The 648-nt window shown below is 71.0% G+C and carries 1 protein-coding gene; it reads right to left on the bottom strand.

Annotated elements, in window-relative coordinates; translation table 11 throughout:
• On the bottom strand, positions 1-648 hold a 648-nt coding region (locus tag LMU33_RS40870; protein WP_228627187.1), incomplete at both ends, for an acyltransferase domain-containing protein.

A 648-nucleotide genomic window follows, 5' to 3' on the forward strand; every position in this document is an offset into this window, starting at 1 on the left:
TTCCGCCTCACAGACGGCCAGCAGCTCCTCCAACGCCTGCGGCTCACCCGACACCACCACCGACGACGGCCCGTTCACCGCCGCCACCGACACCCGCTCCTCACCCCAGACAGCGATCCTCTCCCGCACCGCCGCCACCGGCAGCGCCACCGACACCATCCCGCCACGCCCAGCCAAAACCCGGCCGATCGCCTGACTGCGCAACGCCACCACCCGCGCCGCATCCTCAAGACTCAAGATGCCCGCCACACAGGCCGCGGCGATCTCCCCCTGCGAATGGCCGAGCACGGCAGCCGGCTCCACACCCGCCGACCGCCACAGCTCCGCCAGGGAGACCATCACCGCGAACAGAGCGGGCTGGACCACATCCACCCGCTCCAGCGACGGCGCACCCGGCACCTGCCGCAGCACATCCACCAACGACCAGTCCGTGAACGACTCCAGCGCCGCCGCGCACTCACCGATCCGGGCAGCGAACACCGGCGACACATCCAGAAGCTGTGCAGCCATGCCCGCCCACTGCGAACCCTGACCCGGGAAGACGAACACCGTCTTCCCCCCCGCACTCACCCCCTGCACCACACCCGGCGCCACCGAACCCGCCTGCACGGCGGCAAGCCCCGCACGCAACCGCGAAACCTCACCACC

The sequence above is a fragment of the Streptomyces barringtoniae genome, assembly GCF_020819595.1.
In the GTDB taxonomy this organism is placed as follows: Bacteria; Actinomycetota; Actinomycetes; order Streptomycetales; family Streptomycetaceae; genus Streptomyces; species Streptomyces barringtoniae.